Genomic DNA, 16411 nt, shown 5'->3' with positions numbered 1-16411 from the left:
CGATCAAAGTGCCTTGTGGCGATACCCCTCGATAATCGCCGAGAAGTCCTTGCCGCCATCGCCTTGCAGGCTCATGACTTGGTACAACTGTTGCGCCACCGCACCAAGAATCACCGGCTGACCCGCAACGCGTGCAGCCTCGGTTGCCAGCCCCAGGTCCTTGAGCATCAGTTCGGCACCAAAGCCACCGCTGTAGCCTCGCGAAGCGGGCGCGGTTTCGACAACGCCGGGCCAGGGGTTGTACGCCTCGGAACTCCAGCAGCGGCCAGTCGAGGTATTGATGATGCTGGCCAGCACTTCGGTATCGATACCCAGCGCATTGCCCAAGGCCATGGACTCGGCCACACCGATCATGGAGATCGCCAGCAGCATGTTGTTGCAGATCTTGGCGATCTGGCCGGTGCCCACGTCGCCGCAATGCACGATGTTGCGGCCCATCTGCGCCAGCAGCGGTTTGAGCACGGCAAAGTGCTCAACCGAACCGCCGACCATGAAGGTCAACGTCCCGGCCTGCGCACCACCGGTGCCGCCAGACACCGGCGCATCGCCCAACACCACGTCTTGCTGTGCGGCGATAGCCGCGATGTCGCGAATGGTCTGCGGGTCGATAGTGCTGCAATCAACAGCCGGGACGCCGGGTGAGATGCCTTTCAGCACGCCGTCTTCATTCAGGTAAACGCTGCGCACATGCGCCGCAGCGGGCAGCATGGTGATGACCAGCTCACTGCCTTTGGCCGCCTGTGCGGGCGAGTCGCTGACCTGTGCACCCAGCTCGGCGAATTCAGCCAGTACGCTCTTGTTCAGGTCGAACACCTGCAAGGCGTGACCGGCTCTGATCAGATTGCGGGCCATGGGCGCGCCCATATTGCCCAGACCGATAAATGCGATGTTCATTGTTGTTCTCCTGGCCCGGCTGGCCGTGTTCAGCGCAAATTGATCGTAGTGTTCACACCGGTGTTCACGCTGTCGTCATCGAACCAGCGACTGGTCACAGTCTTGGTCTGAGTATAGAACTGCACCACCTGTTTGCCGTACGGCCCCAGATCGCCCAGTTTGGAACCCCGCGAGCCGGTAAAACTGAAAAACGGCACCGGCACAGGAATCGGAATATTGATCCCGACCTGCCCGACATCAATCTCGCTTTGAAACTTGCGTGCCGCCGCGCCGCTCTGGGTGAACAGCCCGGTGCCGTTGCCGAACGGGTTGGCATTGACCAGTGCGATAGCCTCATCCAGGGTATCGACCTCCAGCACCACGAGCACCGGACCGAAAATTTCCTGAGTGTAGATCTGCATGTCGGTGGTCACGCCCGAGAACAGCGTCGGCCCTACGAAGTTACCTCCCTCGTAACCCGGCACCGAAACCTCTCGACCGTCCAGCTCAAGCGTCGCGCCTTCACGCACACCGCTCTCGATCAGGTCCAGAATGCGCTGCTTTGCTTTTCTGGAAATCACCGGGCCGATATCGGTATCCGGTTCCTGACCGGCATTGACCTTGAGTGCCTGCGCCCGCGCCTTGAGGTCCGGCAGCCACTGTTTCGACGCGCCAACCAGCACCACCACCGAGGTCGCCATGCAGCGCTGGCCCGCCGCACCAAAACCCGCGCCCACCAGCGCATTCAGCGTTTGCTCGCGGTTGGCATCAGGCAGCACGACGGCATGATTCTTCGCCCCCATCATTGCCTGTACACGCTTGCCGTGCCGACCGGCAAGGTCGTAGACATGTGTACCGACTGCAGTCGAGCCGACAAAGGAAACCGCCTTGATGTCCTTGTGAGTGCAGATCGCGTCCACCACTTCCTTGCCGCCATGCACCACATTCAGCACGCCGGCCGGTACGCCCGCCTCAATCGCCAGCTCGACCAGCAACAGGGTCGACAGCGGGTCTTGTTCAGAGGGCTTGAGGACAAAGGTATTTCCGCAGGCAATCGCCATCGGAAACATCCACAGCGGAATCATCGCCGGGAAGTTGAACGGCGTGATCCCAGCGCATACGCCTATGGGCTGGCGCAAAGTATAAGTATCAACGCCACCGGCAACGTTCTCGGCAAACTCGCCCATTTGCAGCGTACCGATAGAACAGGCGTGCTCGACCACTTCAAGACCGCGAAAGATATCGCCCTCGGCATCGGCCAGTGTCTTGCCTTGCTCGGCGCTCAACACTGACGCGATACGTCTGGAGTGCTCGCGAATCAGCGCCTGTAATGTGAGCATGATGCGCATCCGCACACCGATTGGCGTTTCCCGCCAGGTTCGATAAGCCGTGACAGCCGCAGCAACGGCAGCGTCGACTTCAGCGGGCGTGGCGAATGGCACCCGAGCGAGGATCTCCTGAGTCGCCGGGTTGACGATGTCTTGCCATTCGTGGCTTTGCGAGTCAATCCACTCACCGTTGATCAGCAGTTTCGCGCGGGCAATCGAGGTCGTGGTGTCGTTCAGTGAGGCATTCATTTCAACGGTTCTCCCTTCGACAGATCGTGCATCCAGCGCGTATGCCGATGGATAGCCACGGTCTGCCGACAGTCTTGTTTTTGAGTTGGTCAGGGGGCGTGCTTTGGAGTATAGATGTGCAAACTTCTAACAAGAATGCAGATAAAAGCAGGGTCAACATGCAAAAAAACATCACCTCCCTTGGGCTGTTGAACTGGGATGACCTGAAGTTTTTCCTTGAAGTGGCACGCACCCGAAAAGTCAGCAGCGCTGCCCGGCGTCTGGCCGTCGACTACACCACCGTGTCGCGACGCATCAATTCGCTGGAAACCTCGCTCGGCACACTGCTGTTCGAAAAATCGCGCAATAACGGTTTCGTCATGACCGCCGAAGGCCAACGCCTGCTGGGCTACGCCGAGTCCATCGAAAGCACACTGCACATGGCCTGCGAGCAGGTTTCCGGGTCCAGCGTGGCGTTATCCGGGCATATCCGCATAGGCTGCACCGAAGGCTTCGGCAGCTTTTTCATTACCCCGCAACTGAGCCACTTTCTCGACCGTTACCCGAGCATCTCGCTGGACATTCTGCCGCTGCCGCACTTCATCAGCCTGTCGAAACGCGAGGCCGATCTCGTCATCGCTCTGGAACGCCCGGAACATGGCCCCTACGTGTGCTGCAAACTCTGCGATTACAGCCTGCGTGTGTATGCCACCCAGGCATACCTGGACAGCCACCCGCCCATCCAGCACAAAGCGGACCTGAGCGAACACGTCTTCGTCAGCTACGTCGACGACCTGGCGTTCAGCTCCGAGCTGCTGTACCTGATCAACCTGCTGCCCAACGCCCAGGCACAACTGCGCAGCACCAGCGTCATAGCCCAATACACCGCCGCCCTGCAGGGCCGCGCACTGGCGATCCTGCCGTGCTTCCTCGCAGCCCAGGACCCGAGGTTGCTGCCGGTGCTACCGGATGAAGTGAACATCAAACGGCAATTCTGGATGTACTGCCGGGAGGACTTGCGCAAGTTGAAGCGGATTACGTTGCTGTGGGATTACATTCGGGAGGTAACGGAGTTGAACAAGGGGTTTTTGTTGGGGGAAAACCGCGCTATTCGCTTCCTGTAATCACAGTTTTTTCAAGGAATCAGGTGGCCGCATAGTAGTGGGGCAGACCGGAGTTGGCCGACAGTTTGTGACACTGATGCTAGTTCGCTCCCATTGAGGTCACCCCGACCTTTCGATCAGATTCTCAAGGTCCTGCGCAAAATTGAGATTTCCCCTACATATCGACTTTCACGCTTCCGGTAGCCTGCCACGCGTCAACTAAACGCTGGTTGGCGTCTACGTATCAGAAACGCAGGGACGGCATGCAATGATTTCTTCAGCTCGATTGGGCGACAGGCACGCCTGCCCATTGCCGGGTCTCGCTACAACACCTATCGATTCTGCATCCGGTGACGTCAACATCAACGGCATGGGCGCAGCACGTGTGGGTGATACCTGCGGGTGTGGTGCGGTGATCACTACAGGCTTTCCTGCCATTCTGGTGAACGGCCGTCCTATGGCCCACTTGGGGAGCCCCACCAGTCACGGCGGGACGATCATCACGGGCTCAGGCAATGTTGGTGGCGGCTTCGTCATGGGTGATGCTGGTGGCGCGACCATTATCAACGTCATGGCGCTGGGGGCCTTCCGGCCAGACGGTTCCGTGGACAATGAGAAGATGGCGACCTTGCTGGCTGACCCGAAGCTCACGGAGAAAGCTTTGGCAGCGGACGCTTTTGTAGACCCCAAGGCTGCCGGGAAGGCCTCAGATGCGGGGCCTGAGTCAAAAGCGGAACCTGTCGTTTGCAGAGACCCTGACAGGATGGAGGAGCTGGCGACTTATATTGCTGGCGAGATAAACGCGAACATCAATAGTCCAGAAGTTCGACAGATGAGAGACCTCAATAGCTTCGATGCGGCGGCAAAGATGAAGGAGTATGAGGCGCTTCCATTTTACTTGCGCCTTGGTCCCGGGCCGGATTTCTACAGCATGGCGGCCGGTATGCAAGCAAAGGCTTTTGCTATCTGGGCGGAACGTGTTGGTCAGAATCGCCCGTGGGACCACAAGCCGATACTCGCCACGAAATACAATGGCGTCGTCTACCAAAAACAGGGCGATTACGATTACTTCTATGATATCTGGTCGAACATTCACTATGGATACGTCGGGCGAGCTGGTGGGCTTTCCGAAAGCATCCTTTTGGATGGCGCAGGTGCTGAGCAGATCGTTTCAGACACACTCAGGAAAGCAGTCGAGGTCCTTCAGAAACCGAAAGAGGAAAGAAAACTTCCGGGGCCTAATCGCTCGGCCGACATTGATGGACTCCGTGCATGGGACGACGCCCCAGACCGGATTTCGATTGGCATTGGGATCAAGCTGTTCAGCCAAAATCCCACCGGTGGAATTACGCCACAAATGGTAATGAAGGAAGTTCTTGCAATAGAACCTGAAGCATGGGGAAAAGGCATCCGTGAACACAAATGCAAGCAAAACTAAAACCGGGTATGGCCGTTGGCTGCTTGTTGGCCTATTGGTCGGCCCAATTGCCTTTTGGTACTTGGCTTCTCCAGTCGTGGCAGTAAATTTTTCTCATGAAGGAAAAAACGAGTTTCGGTACATCTGGAACACTCAGCATCAAATCTATAAGGGTAATATTCCCGCAGGTGGCGGCTCAGCGGTGGAGTGGGGCCAAATCTTCCCTGATAAAGACTTCTTCATGAGGTTCGACTGGTGGACCGATAAGGGATTTCAGAGGTGTTTCTACGTAACGCCGAAATGGGGGCGGATGATAGACATTTATCTTGATGATAAAGGTCGAATCGACACTGTTGCGACTGACCATGATGTTATCGCTCGTTTAAAACAGTGTGCCGGGGAACCTGACCCTTTTCGGTCCTAAGGTGCCCTACCAGCAGCACCAAAGTACACCCATTACCCCCCCCAAGTAGAACGCGGACGACATCCTGAAGGAAGCGTCCCTGCAAAGATGGTCATGGACGAAGTGCTTGCAGTACCGCCAAGAAGAGCTGATCCATACCCAGATTCAGGCAAGGCTCTCCCTGAGAAAGCTCAAGGCGTCCTTGAAAATCTGGTGTCACCTGTCAGACGGCTCATTCATCAGCGGGTGCCAGAAAAATCTGAAATCGTGTCCTCCATCATCCTATACAAAATGCACCCGGCTATCGGGAAGGTCTTGAGCCACATGACACTCATGAAATGCCCAGATATATCCCGTCATGGTGGAGTGCCACCTACCCAAACTTCGCTTTGCTGTCGCTTGGTTCCCGGCCTCCTCCATTGACTCTGGCACAGCAGCCGCGCACGTTGACTCGCCTGGCTCCACGCTGCCCATTGAAGTCCCGCCGTCATGCAGTTACACCCTGGCCTTTTCAGTTGCCCCTTGAGCCCGGTTGAAGAACATAGGGTTCATGACGCTAGACCTCGTATCTGTACCGCCCGGTAGAGAATCGCCGGACAGCCTGGACATGATCAAAGCCCCAACATCAACCCACTCAGGCGTTTGACCTTGCGGCGCAGGGCTTCTTCGAAGATTCCCTGACGCGGTTCGATCAGGCTGAACCAGTGTTTGGCGCGGGTGATGCCGGTGTAGATGAGCTCTTTGGTCAAGACCGGGTTGAGCGCTTCGGGCAGGATCAGTGCGGTGTGGGCGAATTCCGAGCCCTGGGATTTGTGCACAGTCATGGCGTACACGGTTTCTACCTCATTAAGGCGGCTAGGCAGGACGAAGCGTACGCCATCGCTGCCGTCGTTGCGGGGGAAGGCGACGCGCAATACGTGTTTGCCCTCGCCGTCGCGCTCGGGCAGGCGCAAGGTGATGCCGATGTCGCCGTTCATCAGGCCCAGGCCATAGTCGTTGTGGGTCATTAGCACCGGACGGCCTTCGTACCATTGCTGTTCGCTTTCGATCAGCTTTGCGCTGAACAGCGCGTGAGTGATGCGCTGGTTCAGGCCTTCCACGCCCCACGGACCTTTGCGCACGGCGCACAGCAGTTGAAAGGCGTCGAAGGCGCTGAGTACCGAGCGCGCCCATCGGGTCCAGCACTCGTCATCAAGTGCCGAATCATCGGCGGGCCGCCCGGCGGCCAGTATATTCAGGTAGTGCCGGTAACCCTGCGGGCCTTGCTCGCCTCGGCCAAGACCGTCAAGCACGAGGCGTTCGAATTTGAGGTCCTGCTCGCCCTTCAGCGCCAGGGCGAACAGATCGTCGTGACTCCCCGCCGCAAGCAGTGCGCGGGCCTGTTGCTCTTGCTGCTGGTTAACCAGCCGGGCCAGCCGGCCGATGCCGCTCCCTTCTCCGAAGCGGCGCGAGTGACGCAGCATGACCACTTGCTGCGCCAACGGATGATGCTGCGCGTCGCCTTGGCGCAACATGCCCTTGCTGAGGTCTTCGCCGCTGACCGCTTCAAGCCACGCCTGGGTTTCAGGGCTGTAGAACCCCTCTTCGGCGTCGCGACACAAATCGCCCAGCACGGCACCTGCTTCGACAGAGGCCAACTGGTCCTTGTCGCCCAGCAGAACCATGCGTGCATGCGGCGGCAATGCGTCGAGCAGGTTGGCCATCATTTCCAGGTCGATCATGGACGCTTCATCGACCACCAATACATCCAGCGGCAGTAAATTGCCTGCATGGTGGCGGAAATGCCGGGTACCGGGGCGACTGCCCAGCAGGCGGTGGACGGTGGTCACTTCGCTGGGGATTTTCTGCCGTACGTCGTTGCTGACCTCCAGGCTCTGCACCTGTTGGCTGATGGACTCGGTCAGGCGTGCGGCTGCCTTGCCGGTGGGTGCGGCCAGGCGGATGCGCAGCGGCTGGCCACTCTGCACCGCCGGGGCTTGCAACAACGCCAGCAGGCGCACCACGGTCGTGGTCTTGCCGGTGCCGGGGCCGCCGGTGATGATGCTGAAACCCTTACGGGTCGCCAGTGCACAGGCAAGTTTCTGCCAGTCGATGACGGCTTGCGGCGCGGCGTCGGCCAAGCCGAACAATGCGTCGAGTCGCTGAGGCAGATCCTCCGGCGTTGCTTCGCTGCGGGCCAGTCGTTGACGCAAGGACGCGGCAATACGCCGCTCGTAAGTCCAGTAGCGGCGCAGGTACAGACGCCGCTCGGCCAGCACCAACGGTTTTTGCTGCGCCTCGGCACTCGAGTCTCCGACCTCGGCGACCAGCACGCTGCGTGCCAGCGCCTGGCACCACACAGCACCATCCAGCGCGGCCAGCAGTTGCGAGGGCAGCAGCATCGGAGCGCTTTGCTGATCGCCTTCGGGCGGGAGTGACAGCGCAAAGTCCGGCTCTTTCAGGGTCTCGTACAGATCAAGACAGACATGGCCGTGACCGAGTTGATGACTGGTCAACGCCGCAGCCACCAGCACCAAGGGATCGGCCTGTGGGTCGAGATCACTGAGAAACGCAACGAATGCCTTGTCCAGCGCACGCAACCAGCCGCGCTCGACCCAGCGCTCCAGCAGAATCAACAGGTCGCCAACACGCGTCAGCGGGCTTGAATCGGCGAGACTGATGTCGTCCAGCGCAGTCGGCAACAGATCATCGAACGAGCGGCTCATGCCGATGCTCCCGGCAAGTCATGCGCGAACGGTTTGCCCTGAAACAGCAGATCCAGGCTCTCGATCAGTTCGCGTGGCGGACGGGTGAAGTACGCGCCTTGAGACGCCGAGCGACTGCCGCGCAGGAACAGGTACAGCGCGCCGCCCATGTGCTGATCGTAATCATAGTCGGCCATCCGCGCCTTGAGTTGACGATGCAACGCCAGCAGGTACAGGACGTATTGCAGGTCGTAGCGGTTGTCGAGAATGGCGGCTTCCATCGCCTGCCCGGTATACGCAGTGTCATCAGTACCCAGCCAGTTGGACTTGTAATCGGCCACGTAATAACGGCCCTCATGCTCAAACGTAAGGTCGATGAAGCCTTTGAACATGCCGTTGAGCGAGATCGTCTCGGTCGCAGCACGCGGCGCGTTGTCGTGGGTGAAACGGCGCACGAGGGCATCCATGTGTGCCACGTTGACGTTGTTGCTGGCGAACCAGAACTCCATCTCCACACGGTACTGATTGGGCTGATCCAGTTCGCCTAGCGCAACCGGCGTGGCATCCGCTGACAGACGCAGCGGCATGTTCAGCATGTGTTGCAGCCACTCGCTCAGGGTTTCGATCCAGCCCGACCAGCCACGACGGTTACAGCGACGTGCAACGGCGTCTCTTATCAGTTCAGGGTTGTGTGCGGTTAGTGCAAAACCGTCGTTGCCCGCCCACTCCAGCAGCCCGTGCAGAAAGGTACCCGGGTTTGGTCCCCGAGGAAAACGATGGATATCGCCGCCGCTGGTCAGGAGGTCACGCGGGGCATCAGGGTCCAGACGCTCATCGTCGAACAGTTTCTGTGCCTGCGGGCTGTCAGGTGATTCATCGGCACCTGTCGTTAGCGTGTCGCCGATACGCAGGGCACTGTAGGACGCGATCCACCAGTTCTCGGCAGCGCGGCGCTTGGGCACCAGCAGCTTGACCAGTGCGGCTTCGTTGCGTGGCGCGCTGAAGCGTTCGTCAGTGGGCTCGGGAACAGGCTGCAAGGCAATCGCGCCACAATTGTGGGCCAGCTCACGCAGCCAGACTTTCAGCTCTGCAGACTCGTTCAGCGCTAGGCCGCCACCCAGTAAGTAACCCAGCGCCGAACGGTGCAGCATCGAGCTGTTGGCATTGCCGCGCTTGAGGTCGGCGACGCCCAGCCAGCAGGCATGTTCCGAACGGGTCAGGGCGACATAGAGCAAACGCAGGTCTTCGGCCAGACGTTCGTCATCGGCTTGCTGGATCAGCGCTTCGGTGGGCTGCAGGCTGATCTGGGACTTGCCGTCGGCGTCATGAAACTGCAGTGGCAGGCGACTGCCATCCACGGGCTTCGAGGAGCAAATGAACGGCAGGAAAACCAGCGGATATTGCAGGCCCTTGGACTTGTGGATGGTCACCACTTTGACCAATTGCTCATCGCTTTCCAGACGCAGGATCTGTTCTTCGCCAGCCTGCCCCGAGAGTGCCAGGTGGTCACCCAGATGACGAATCAGCGCCTGTTCGCCGTCCAGTTCGGCGGCGGCCTGTTGCAGCAGCTCAGACAGGTGCAGCAGGTTGGTCAGGACTCGCTCGCCGTCGGTGCGCGTCATCAATGTCTGTGGCAGGGCAAAGTCGTGCAGCAAGCGGCGCAGCATCGGCAGCACACCCTGGCTGCGCCATATGGCACGGTAGCCACGAAACTGCATGACGCGCTGCTCCCACGCCAGTTCGTCCTGATTCAGACGCTCCAGCTCGGCCAACGGCAGGTCCAGAGTGATGCAGGCCAGTGCGGCACGCAGCGTGCGCTCTGAGTCCGGCTCGGCACAGGCTTTTAGCCAGGCCAACAGGTCATGGGCTTCCTGAGCGGCGAACACCGAATCCTTGTCCGACAGGTAAACGCTGCGCACTCCACGCGCGGTCAGTTGCTGGCGCACCGCCTGCGCTTCCTTGCCGTCGCGTACCAGAATCGCAATGTCGGCCGGACGCAGCCCCCGCAGTGGTTTGTCGGGCGTGACGAAACCGGCGCGGCCCCGTTGACCGGCGTTGAGCAGGCGCACAATCTCGCTGGCGCAACTGGCCGCCAATTGTTGCCGATAAATGACGCCTGACACCGGCTGGTCGCTCTCCAGATGCCAGACCGTCAGCGCAGTCAGTGGCGCGCCATCGACTTCCAGTGTCTCTTTGCGCCCCTGAGCCAGCGCATCGGAAAACGGCACCTGATTGCCTTGGTCATCACGAAACAGGAACGCTCCGCGCCCTTGCTCACGCTGCTCTGCCTGCGTAAACACATGGTTGACCGACTCGACCATCGCATGACTGGAACGATAGTTGGTGTCCAGCGTGTGCCAACGACCGTGGGTGGCCTGCCGGGCGCGCAGGTAGGTGTAGATATCGGCACCGCGAAATGCATAGATTGCCTGCTTCGGGTCGCCGATCAGGAACAGCCCGGTCTGCTCGTCATTGCATTCAAGGCGATAGATGCTGTCGAAGATCCGGTACTGCACAGGATCGGTGTCCTGAAATTCGTCGATCAACGCCACCGGAAACTGCTCGCGAATCAGCGTGGCCAGACGCTCGCCGCCAGCGCCATGCAGGGCCGCGTCAAGCCTGAGCAGCATGTCATCAAAGCCCATCTCGGCGCGACGACGCTTCTCTTCTTCAAAACGGGCGCTGACCCACTGCGCCGCATGTTGCAACACGGCAGCGTCCGGTTCAGGCAAGCCGTCGAGCGCAGTTTTCAGCTGTGCCATGGCCTCGAAAGCCGGGTGCACAGGCGGGTCGCCTTTCCAGGCTTCGGCAACGCCTTCCGGGGTCAGGCGAGTGAAGCCGGTGCCCAAGTCCAGTGCTTCCTGAGTGTCGTCAGCGGCCCAGGCGGCAAGCTTTTCAAACCAGGGTTTGAAGTAGCGCTCCTGCATTTTCCGGCCATCGACCGCTTTACGGGCTACAGCGTCCAGGCAGATGGCATACAGCTCGTCAGCCCAGACGACCCAAGGTGCTTTCAGGGCTGCAAGCGCAGCTCGGCGCTCCTGCAGTGACGCCTCGATCAGTTCCGCCGGCTCTTGGCCAAGTGGGCTGCGATCGCGCCCGAACAACCCTCGCACACGCGGTAACAAAGCTGCCGGACCGCTGAGATTTTCCCGCACCCAGGTCAACGCATCGCCGCTCATGGGATAGCAGAAGCGTCGCCAGTAATCGCGCAGGACTTCACCGAGCAAGTCGCTGTGATCGGTTTCCAGCGTCTGAGTGAACAGGCTGCCGCTGTCGAATGCGTGCTCGCGCAACATGCGCTGGCACCAACTGTGGATGGTCGAAACCGCGGCCTCGTCCATCCACTGTGCGGCGATGTCCAGACGGCTGGCACAGGCCGGCCATAGCGACGCTTCGAACTGTTCGCGCAGCTCGGCGATCAGACTATCGGGTGCAGCGACCTCGTCACGAAAGAACCGCGCAGCCTCCGCCAGCCGGGTACGAATCCTGTCACGCAATTCCTTGGTGGCAGCGTCGGTAAAGGTCACCACGAGGATCTGCGGCGGCAGAAGTTCGCGACCGAAGCCCGACCGCTCGGTGCCGTGGCCGAGCACCAGACGCAGGTACAAGGCGGAGATGGTGAAGGTCTTTCCGGTCCCGGCGCTGGCCTCGATCAACTGGCTGCCGCGCAGCGGAAAGCGTAGCGCGAGAGGAAGGGATTGTTCGTTCATGCACTGCCCTCCCCGCCCGACAGCGATTGCCAGGGAGCGTCGTAAATCGGCTTGTAGAGGGTCTCGCACCAGCCTGCAAATTCTTCACTGTCCAGCAGTGCGTCGAAGTCCGGAAACTGTCGGGCCAGTGCCGTGCTTTCGCGACGCTCGCCATCGGTGGTCTGCCCGTCACCTTCATAAGCCTTGCGGGCCGCCGCCTCGGCTTTGTCGGCGGGCTGGCCCAGCCAGGCAAATGCGGTTTTGACAGCGACGGGCAGCGGCTCCTGCATGCCGCGCAGCCAGGCCATCAGCACGTGATTCAGTGTGGTAATGGCTGCATCCTTGTCCAATGGATCAAGCATCAGGGTTTCATCACTGGCGACCAGCGCCGTGTGCAACGGCAGTTCACAGGCGCAGGCCACCAGATGATTCACCCAGGGCCGAATCAGTCGATGCCACTTACGGGTCTTTTTCGAACCGATGCTGTTTGGAATCGCCGTGACCAGCAGTAGCTCACCATCGGCGTTGCGGTGCAGCCCGCCCAGCCAGCCGTCAATGCTCACACCGGCATGACTAAAGCTGATCGGCAATGCGCTGCTCAGTGTGTCGGGCCACAGCGTCAGCAGATCGTGGTAGCGCTTGAGTACGTCCGGCAACGGTTCGATCAGTTCGTTCTGCATCAGAGTGCCGAATCCCGCAAGCGGCAGCAGCCCGCTGGCTTGGAGTTTCAATGCCTGAGTTTGCAGGGCAGTCTCAATATCGTCAGGGCACACCATGGCTGCGCTGAGCAGGCTTTCACTGAGACCGTAACGCTCAAGCGCATCAAGCACGAAGGGTTCTTCATCGGCGAGCGGGGCTTCGGCAACTTCGAAATAGATCTTCAGGCGCTGACTGAAAAAATGCTTTACCGGGTTCCTCAGGAAATCCTGCAATTGTGCAATGGACAAGGGCTCTTCCTGTTGATGAGGAAGAAGCGCTTGAGGCACGGGCACCTGGAGATCCGTTTCATGCAGCAGGCGCCACTCGCGGGCGAAGCTGAAATAACCTGTGCCTGCGTGGAAGTAATTGGCGCTGAAGGGCTGTAACGGGTGATCCACGGTCAAGGCTTGCAACAAGCGCTCGCCACTATCCTGGCTGTCGTCCGGACCGGTCTCGCTCGCAAGCCGCCAACCACTGGCCAGGTGATCGCGCAGTTGGCCAATGAGCACCGACGCAGGGCGTTCGCTGTTGTCGCGAATGCTGTGGCCAACCCAACTGATATAGAGCTGATCTCTGGCCGAGAGCAGTGCTTCAAGCAACAGGTAGCGATCGTCCTCACGCCGGGAACGGTCTCCGGGGCGATAGTCACTGCCCATCAGGTCGAAATCCAGCGGCGGCTGCGCGCGCGGGTAATCGCCGTCGTTCATGCCCAGCAGGCAGACCACTTTAAAGGGGATGGCACGCATGGGCATCAGCGTGCAGAAGTTGACCGAGCCCGCCAGAAAGCGCTGGGACAGTCGGCCTTGATCAAGCCCGGCCAGCCAGGCCTCACGCACGACGGTCAGTGGCAGCTCATCGATCAACGTGACCGTTGCACAGGTATCCAGCCAGTTCTCGCGCAGCGTTTCGAGCTGTGCAAGCAGGTAGTCATCATGCTCGCTGTCCGCAAGAAAGAACAATTGCAACAGCGATTGCAGACGTGCTCCCCAGACTTCCGGCGTTGCAGGTGTCGATAACTCCGTATGGGCGACCTGAAGCGCATCAATCAACGCTACCAGCGGGCCTATCAGCGCGGCATCGAGCCCGCCAATCTCGTCGTAAGGCTCGATGCCGTCGTAAGCTGCGCCTGCCCCCACGGCATACCCCAGCAACATTCGACGCAGACCGAAATGCCAGCTGTTCTGCTCCAGAGCATCAGGCAGCCCCAGGCCAGCACGCTGTTGCGCGTTGAGCCCCCAGCGGATGCCCGCCCCTTCTATCCAGCGGTGCAGCGTAGGCAAATCGCGCTCTTGAATCCTGAAGCGCGCTCGCAAGGCAGGGACGTCCAGCAGGTCAAGAATTTCGCTGACCGGAAAGCGGCTGTCCGGGAGTTTGAGCAGGTGTTCGACGGCAATCAGCAGCGGTTCGCGGCCACGTTGGCCCTGATCAGCCAGGGTGAAAGGAATGAACCGGCGGTCCTCGCGCTCGATCTGTCCGAAAACCGCCCGTATATGCGGGGCGTAGCTGTCGATATCCGGGACCATGACGATCACGTCACGCGGGCGCAGGTCAGGGTCTTTGCTGAATCTCGCCAATAGCTGGTCATGAAGCACTTCCACTTCGCGTTGCGCACTGTGCGCGACATGGAAGCGGACAGATCGGTCTTCAAGCGGATCGACCGCAGGCCAGAGCTCACGGGTTTCATCAAGCGGGCGCAGCTCAAGAATATCGTCCTGCAACTGGTTCAGCAGATTGGTGGGCTCGGCTTCGCTGAACAGATCAATTCGCTCGTCCTTGAATGAGGAGCGGTAGCTGCGCGGATCATCATGGCTGTCCAGCAGATTGATGTAATCGCGGCCCTGCTTGCCCCAGGCAGCGAGTAGCGGGTGAGCATGCTGATGAAGCGCTTGAGGGTCGAGGACAATCGGCATTCCGGTCTTGCGCGCCTGGCGTTTGTACTGGTGACGCAGCAGGTCTTTGTCGGCGACGATGTCAGCCCAGTGGTGGCGGCACGGGTTGTGAACACAGAGCAATACCTGACTGAATTTCGCCAGACCCGCCAATGCCTCGAGTGCTTGTGCTGGCAGCGACGAAATACCGAAGACGATGACGCGCGCTGGCAAGCCGGCAGGCGCTTCGGTCATGTTGGCGATACGCTCGATGAAGCGCTGATGCACACCGGCCCGGCTCTGCGACATGCCTTTGGCACCGACATCCTCCAACAGCGCACGCCACAGTTCAGCTTGCCAGCAATTGGCAGCTGACAGCGGCCTGGACTGGCCACGTCCGTCGCGCAGTTGATGGCGACCGGCAGCCCAGTCTTCCAGCCAGTCGGCACGGTAAACCTGGTACTGATCGAACAGGTCGGACAGACGTTCGGACAATTGATAGCGTTTGCGCAGATCAGTGTCGTCAGTCAGGAAGCGCTGCAAAGGCTCGAAGTGCGGCTGATTGATCAGCGAAGGCAGCAGGCGCATCAGACGCCAGGTCAGTGGAGTCTTGTCGAGTAAGGAGGTCTGAGGAATCTCATCTGCACCCAGCACCATGCGATACAGCGTCCACATGAAGCTACCGGGCAACTGGACATCTATGGCAGCAGCGATACCACAGCCGCCGCTATCTTCATCTTGAGCATCTTCGGCCAATGCCAGTTTCAACCATTGCGCAATCCCATTGCTCTGGACAAGCGCAATCTCGTTTTCCAGGGGAGACAATGGATAACGTCGCATCCACGACACAACCAGGCTACGCAGTTCATCCGGGCGGTTGCCTTGAACCACCATGAAACCTGCGCTCAGAGAGGTTGTAACGGACATGCTTGCTTCCTTGACGGGTACGTGGAACCTGATGCCGAACCATAAGGGCAAGCGCGCTGGATTGCCATAAGCATGTTGGTTTGAATGACTGCCGGAGATGTACGGCGTTAGCCGTTCAGGAGAATACAGGCATGTATTGAAACCCCAGAAAGACAAAACCCCATCTGCGTGAGCAGATGGGGTTTTGGAATTCAATCTTGACGATGACCTACTCTCACATGGGGAAACCCCACACTACCATCGGCGATACATCGTTTCACTACTGAGTTCGGGATGGGATCAGGTGGTTCCAATGCTCTATGGTCGTCAAGAAATTCGGGTACCGAATCGTGCCTTGCGGCGCGCTTCAGCAAATCGGGTATGTGATAGCTCGGTGCGTTCGTGATCGCAAACCTTCGGTTCGTGTCATCTTCACAGTCACCGCAATCTGCTCATCTCACGCAGATTGCTTGGGTGTTATATGGTCAAGCCTCACGGGCAATTAGTATTGGTTAGCTCAACGCCTCACAGCGCTTACACACCCAACCTATCAACGTCGTAGTCTTCGACGGCCCTTCAGGGAACTCAAGGTTCCAGTGAGATCTCATCTTGAGGCAAGTTTCCCGCTTAGATGCTTTCAGCGGTTATCTTTTCCGAACATAGCTACCCGGCAATGCCACTGGCGTGACAACCGGAACACCAGAGGTTCGTCCACTCCGGTCCTCTCGTACTAGGAGCAGCCCCTCTCAAATCTCAAACGTCCACGGCAGATAGGGACCGAACTGTCTCACGACGTTCTAAACCCAGCTCGCGTACCACTTTAAATGGCGAACAGCCATACCCTTGGGACCGGCTTCAGCCCCAGGATGTGATGAGCCGACATCGAGGTGCCAAACACCGCCGTCGATATGAACTCTTGGGCGGTATCAGCCTGTTATCCCCGGAGTACCTTTTATCCGTTGAGCGATGGCCCTTCCATACAGAACCACCGGATCACTAAGACCTACTTTCGTACCTGCTCGACGTGTCTGTCTCGCAGTCAAGCGCGCTTTTGCCTTTATACTCTACGACCGATTTCCGACCGGTCTGAGCGCACCTTCGTACTCCTCCGTTACTCTTTAGGAGGAGACCGCCCCAGTCAAACTACCCACCATACACTGTCCTCGATCCGGATAACGGACCTGAGTTAGAACCTCAAAGTTGCCAGGGTGGT

Annotated in this window: 8 protein-coding genes, 2 rRNA genes and 1 pseudogene (1 of these 11 only partly in view); 3 read left to right on the top strand and 8 right to left on the bottom strand. The window is 59.3% G+C overall.

The window, feature by feature from the left end; translation table 11 throughout:
• Positions 1 to 3: 3 nt before the first annotated feature.
• Both mmsB and MME58_RS03105 read right to left on the bottom strand, forming a co-directional pair.
• Complete coding sequence (gene mmsB / locus MME58_RS03110) at positions 4 to 894, bottom strand: 3-hydroxyisobutyrate dehydrogenase (protein ID WP_055005170.1); 891 nt, start codon at positions 892 to 894, stop codon at positions 4 to 6.
• 29 nt (positions 895 to 923) lie between these two features.
• The gene (locus tag MME58_RS03105) at positions 924 to 2450 is read right to left on the bottom strand and encodes a CoA-acylating methylmalonate-semialdehyde dehydrogenase (protein WP_055005169.1); all 1527 of its coding nucleotides are present in this window, start codon (positions 2448 to 2450) and stop codon (positions 924 to 926) included.
• Between the two features lie 158 nt (positions 2451 to 2608).
• Here MME58_RS03105 and MME58_RS03100 point away from each other — a divergent pair, with 158 nt between their 5' ends.
• The 3 genes from MME58_RS03100 (at position 2609) to MME58_RS03090 (ending at position 5373) form a co-directional block, all read left to right on the top strand.
• Complete coding sequence (locus tag MME58_RS03100) at positions 2609 to 3553, top strand: LysR family transcriptional regulator (protein WP_055005168.1); 945 nt, start codon at positions 2609 to 2611, stop codon at positions 3551 to 3553.
• Between the two features lie 247 nt (positions 3554 to 3800).
• Positions 3801 to 4970: a polymorphic toxin type 44 domain-containing protein gene (locus MME58_RS03095; RefSeq protein ID WP_055005167.1), complete on the top strand. Its 1170-nt coding sequence runs from the start codon at positions 3801 to 3803 to the stop codon at positions 4968 to 4970.
• Positions 4945 to 5373 carry a hypothetical protein gene (locus tag MME58_RS03090; protein ID WP_233590916.1) on the top strand — a complete coding sequence of 143 codons (429 nt, stop codon included), beginning with the start codon at positions 4945 to 4947 and terminating at the stop codon, positions 5371 to 5373. Before MME58_RS03095 ends, MME58_RS03090 begins: the two co-directional genes overlap by 26 nt.
• Positions 5374 to 5568: 195 nt before the next feature.
• Here MME58_RS03090 and MME58_RS03085 read toward each other — a convergent pair.
• From MME58_RS03085 to MME58_RS03060, 6 genes and pseudogenes are all read right to left on the bottom strand, one after another.
• Positions 5569 to 5823 (bottom strand): annotated as a pseudogene (locus MME58_RS03085) (NUDIX hydrolase); the annotation flags it as partial.
• A 140-nt stretch (positions 5824 to 5963) separates the two neighbouring features.
• Positions 5964 to 8057, bottom strand: coding sequence for an exodeoxyribonuclease V subunit alpha (gene recD / locus MME58_RS03080; protein ID WP_055005166.1), 2094 nt, complete (start codon positions 8055 to 8057; stop codon positions 5964 to 5966).
• The gene (gene recB, locus MME58_RS03075) at positions 8054 to 11746 is read right to left on the bottom strand and encodes an exodeoxyribonuclease V subunit beta (RefSeq protein WP_055005165.1); all 3693 of its coding nucleotides are present in this window, start codon (positions 11744 to 11746) and stop codon (positions 8054 to 8056) included. Before recB ends, recD begins: the two co-directional genes overlap by 4 nt.
• On the bottom strand, positions 11743 to 15219 hold the full coding sequence (gene recC / locus MME58_RS03070) for an exodeoxyribonuclease V subunit gamma (protein ID WP_055005164.1): 3477 nt from the start codon (positions 15217 to 15219) through the stop codon (positions 11743 to 11745). The genes recB and recC overlap by 4 nt, the downstream gene beginning before the upstream one ends.
• Positions 15220 to 15414: 195 nt before the next feature.
• Positions 15415 to 15530: ribosomal RNA gene (rrf, locus tag MME58_RS03065) — 5S ribosomal RNA — on the bottom strand.
• 149 nt (positions 15531 to 15679) lie between these two features.
• Positions 15680 to 16411: ribosomal RNA gene (locus MME58_RS03060) — 23S ribosomal RNA — on the bottom strand; it runs 2162 nt beyond the window's last position.

The organism is Pseudomonas syringae pv. tagetis (assembly GCF_022557255.1).
Lineage (GTDB): Bacteria > Pseudomonadota > Gammaproteobacteria > Pseudomonadales > Pseudomonadaceae > Aquipseudomonas > Aquipseudomonas caricapapayae.
Note: the sequence above shows the minus strand (reverse complement) of the source record. Positions and strands in the feature narration are given on the sequence as shown.